Source organism: Parashewanella hymeniacidonis (genome assembly GCF_016900895.1).
Lineage (GTDB): Bacteria > Pseudomonadota > Gammaproteobacteria > Enterobacterales > Shewanellaceae > Parashewanella > Parashewanella hymeniacidonis.
The window spans coordinates 1-4,083 of record NZ_JAFEUN010000196.1; the positions used below are offsets into that span (position 1 = coordinate 1).

Below are 4,083 nucleotides of genomic sequence, written 5' to 3' on the forward strand. Positions count from 1 at the left end.
GTGTTTTGTTTAGAATCGCCATTTTATTTTGATAGTTGTCTTGGTCGACTTATTATCTCAAAAATAAAGCTTTTCTCCTCAGATTTATCCTCTTAATTTGTTACCCAAGTTTGATGGGTTCCGTTTCTCATATTAATTTCCTATTCAAACCTTCAGTTCACAGTAAAATAATCAAACTCTGCAACCTTAAGTAACATTGCATGGACAACAACGTGAAGTGATGACTTTCTTGAATAATTAACAAAACAGCTGATCCCAAGACATTCTCATCAAAAGGCTAATGAAACATTACATCAATTTGAACGAGAAAAGCTGCTCGACCTTGCTATGAGCAGTGTTTATTTAATGATTATAAATAAGATTGTCGATGACAGTTTGATGATGTAAATGTGCGAGTTTTTATACTGAATCGTCACGGAAATGTGATAGAAGAATGGGCGTTAATTCTGATATTAACGGCTGAGAGCGTTCGATGGCTAATTGAACCCAGCCATCCGTTCCCATCACCTCAAGTGAAGTGGCTTCAACTTTATTTGAAATCAGTGATAAGTAGCCGCTTACTCTATAAATACCTTGGGGAGTATGAATACGGCTAATGTGAAATTCTTCCATGATTGATAAATTCGTTAAGCTACTTTTGGTTAGCTAATAACTTAACGTATTTTTTTACCTTTTTCATTGCCATTTGCTGTTTCAATGAAGATAAATAATCGATGAATAAGTTGCCATGAAGATGGTCTATTTCGTGTTGCATGACGATAGCTAAAAACTCATCACTGCTAATAGTTACTTCCTTCCCATCACGATCTAAAGCTTCAACCGTCACTGAAGTAAACCGTTCCACTTCTGCATAATAATCAGGTACTGATAAACAACCTTCTTGCCCTTTTGCTTTATCTGAGCCAGCAGTAACCTTAGGGTTAATCAACACTAATGGGTCGTTGCGCTCATCAGAAATATCAATAACCACGACAGCGAACTCAGAACCGACTTGTGTTGCTGCAAGCCCAATACCATCATCAGTGGAGTACATGGTATCAAGTAGATCATCAATTAATGTTTGAACCTGCTTCACATCTGAAACGGGCTTTGCAACTTGTTTTAATCGCACGTCGGGAGCAGTAAGAATATCAAGAACAGCCATGTATTTAGGTATTACTCATCGTTAAAATAAAGCTTGAGAGTATAATGGTTTCTGCTGCATACATCATTTTTTTATCGTCATTATTTACTTTAACGGCATTCAGTAGTAACAAGTAACTCACCTAAGTAAGCCAATTCAATTTTATGCATTTAACCAAGAATAATCTAAATATTTTACTAAGTTTGACTGCTGATGCACTCAAAGCACAATCAAATGAGCACTTATTCGAAAATCAAGGAGCCGCCTTTGAACCACTGTTAGTAGACGCATTAGCGCTCGTTATCGAGCAACAGTGCATCAATAACGTTATACAAGTTGAATTGGTTTCTGGACACCGTTTTCCAGACATTGTTATCCACACTCATTGTGAGAAGTTGGGCATAGAAGTAAAAACATCCAAAAGCCAAGGTTGGTCAACCCTAGGCGGGAGTATTTTCGAATCCACTCGAGTGAAAGACGTCGAGTGCATTTATCTCTTTTTTGCTAACTTTTCGAACCCTAACGAGATTCAATATCGATATAAGCCAATCGAAGCGTGTATCTCTGACGTCGTCATCACTCATAAGCCACGTTATGCAATCAATTTAGATGTCGAGCAATCTTTTTTCGACAAAGCAAACATCAGTTATAAACAACTGCAACAGGCCAAAAATCCATTTGGGTTGATCCGTCAGTATATGAAAAATAAGGCTGGTGCCAATGCTGAGCTTTGGTGGATAAGTGATGATGAAAGTGCTGACTTTGATGTTAAGCAGCTTGGTCCACAAGCTATTCGTCACTTTTCAAGTCTCAACAAAATTGAGAAAGAACATTTAGTCATTGAGCTTTACGCATTATTCCCAGAAGTACTGTCTAGTAGTACTCAGAAGTATGAAAAGTTAGCGCTATACTTGGTGGCTAAAAAAGGGATTGTGCATACTTCACTCCGAGATACGTTCTCAGCGGGTGGCAAGTTTGCTTTTGATAGCGACGAATTGCCTAAATACTTCAAACGTATTCTAGAAAAACAGAGTCTAAGTCAAATTCGGCAAGCAATTTTAGGTATTGCACCTGAGCTGATCGAGGAGTACTGGGAAGTAGACAACATTGATAACCGCATAAAAATCTGGCTTGAAAAAGTCAGTCAACAAATCCAAAGCAATGATAAACTGTCCTGCAATATTAAGCCGAAACTGATTAACCGTATCACCATTGGCATAGAGCATCATTAGGAATAATAAAAACTTACATGAGTAACAGTAAAAAATTACTTTCTTTATTTAGTGGCTGTGGCGGCATGGACTTAGGCTTTGAGGGCAACTTCACTGTTCCTAGCGCCTGTATTAATTGGGATATGCACCCAAACGAATGGTATACCTCCCTTGATGAACATCGTGTAAAGCTAAATAAAAACAGCTTCGAAACCGTTTTCGCCAACGATATACTTCCTTATGCTGAAGCTGCATGGAAAACGTTTTTTAAAAGCCAAGGTAAAGATGTTGAACACATTTTTCACACCACCAGCATTGTCGAATTAGTTAAGCGTCATCAAGCGGGTGAGTACGTATTTCCTGAAAATGTTGACGTCGTCACAGGTGGCTTCCCATGCCAAGATTTCAGCGTGGCAGGAAAGCGAGGTGGATTTCAGTCTCATAAAAACCACAATAATAAAATTGACGGTGAGGTTTCCAGTGAAGAGTCACGCGGCAGTTTATATTTATGGATGCGCCAAGTTATTGAAATCACAAATCCTAAAGTATTTGTCGCAGAGAATGTAAAAGGTTTGATTTCACTTGGCGATGCAAAGCGCATCATCGAAGAAGACTTTAGAACTGTAGGTTCTGGCTATCTAGTCGTACCAGCAAAAGTACTTACTGCAGCAAATTACGGTGTCGCTCAAAATCGTGAACGAATTATTTTTATCGGTTTAAATAAAGCATTCTTAAAGCCTGGGATCATTGCTCGGATTGAAGTCGGTGAGATTGATGTTTACCCGCCAAAAACTCACTCAGCAGAACCTACTGGACTCCAACATCACTTTACAAAATCAAAGCAAGTGCTATCAAACCTAAAGGAGCCTGAAACCACTTTAGATCCTGCACAAGCAAAGTATTCAAAAGCAAAATATTGTAAAGGGACACAGGGGCAAACAGAGGTTAACCAAGAAGGGCTTGCCCCAACAATTCGTGCCGAACATCATGGTAATATTGAGTACCGACGCTTACGCGCTGAATACGGTGGTAAAAATCGTAACGAGTTAGCTCAAGGCTTAATTGAACGTCGCTTAACGGTTCGTGAATGTGCTCGTATTCAAAGCTTTCCAGATGAATATGAATTTGTATTTACCAAGAAGAATCATGATTACTCTTTATCTGCATCAGGGGCTTATAAAGTCATTGGCAATGCAGTTCCACCATTAATGGCCTTTAATATCGCAAAACATTTAGAATCCATTTGGGAAACTATCTTCGATTAAGTACAGATTAAGCTTAGCAAGGTGATAATGACTACATTTATGTGCTGAGCTTATGAGTTATGTCAATCCAAAGATCACTGAGCTGTCCGAACTTACACTCCTCTGCCGCCGCTTATGCCCACAACCCAGCGGCGACAGATAATAGCTCTCCTTTAACGGTTGAAAGCATAAAGCAAACGGGTGTAAAAAATGTATTTCAACCTGTTCAAAACAACACTTTTCTACAGGGCTGATAACTCACAGGACGTATGAACTACTGCGAACAAAACGTGATGTTGTGGTATTAGATTTATTACCCGTTGACCAACGTACACTTGAAAATGAAAATAAAAATGAACCGAATATCGCTAAACTCTATAACGTTAAATAGTCGGTTCTGAAAAAATCCATTTCAAGAGTTAAAATGTACGGCATCTGATTTACGCAAAATTCAGAGCCGTACCCCAAAAGCAAGATTTCTTAGATTTTGCATCAATTTCACTAC

4 protein-coding genes are annotated in these 4,083 nt (G+C 38.7%); 2 read left to right on the plus strand and 2 right to left on the minus strand.

The window, feature by feature from the left end:
• Window positions 1-399 precede the first annotated feature (399 nt).
• Window positions 400-612, minus strand: a complete 213-nt coding sequence (locus tag JQC92_RS21320) for a hypothetical protein (RefSeq protein WP_205001544.1) — start codon at window positions 610-612, stop codon at window positions 400-402.
• Window positions 613-631: 19 nt separating this feature from the next.
• Window positions 632-1,144, minus strand: coding sequence for a peptide deformylase (def, locus tag JQC92_RS21325; RefSeq protein WP_205001545.1), 513 nt, complete (start codon window positions 1,142-1,144; stop codon window positions 632-634).
• A gap of 143 nt (window positions 1,145-1,287) precedes the next feature.
• Between def and JQC92_RS21330 the strand changes: the two genes are divergently transcribed.
• Both JQC92_RS21330 and JQC92_RS21335 read left to right on the plus strand, forming a co-directional pair.
• Entirely contained in the window at window positions 1,288-2,355 is a 1,068-nt protein-coding gene (locus JQC92_RS21330; protein ID WP_205001546.1) for a hypothetical protein, read from the plus strand.
• 17 nt (window positions 2,356-2,372) lie between these two features.
• Window positions 2,373-3,599: a DNA cytosine methyltransferase gene (locus JQC92_RS21335; RefSeq protein WP_205001547.1), complete on the plus strand. Its 1,227-nt coding sequence runs from the start codon at window positions 2,373-2,375 to the stop codon at window positions 3,597-3,599.
• Window positions 3,600-4,083: the final 484 nt, after the last annotated feature.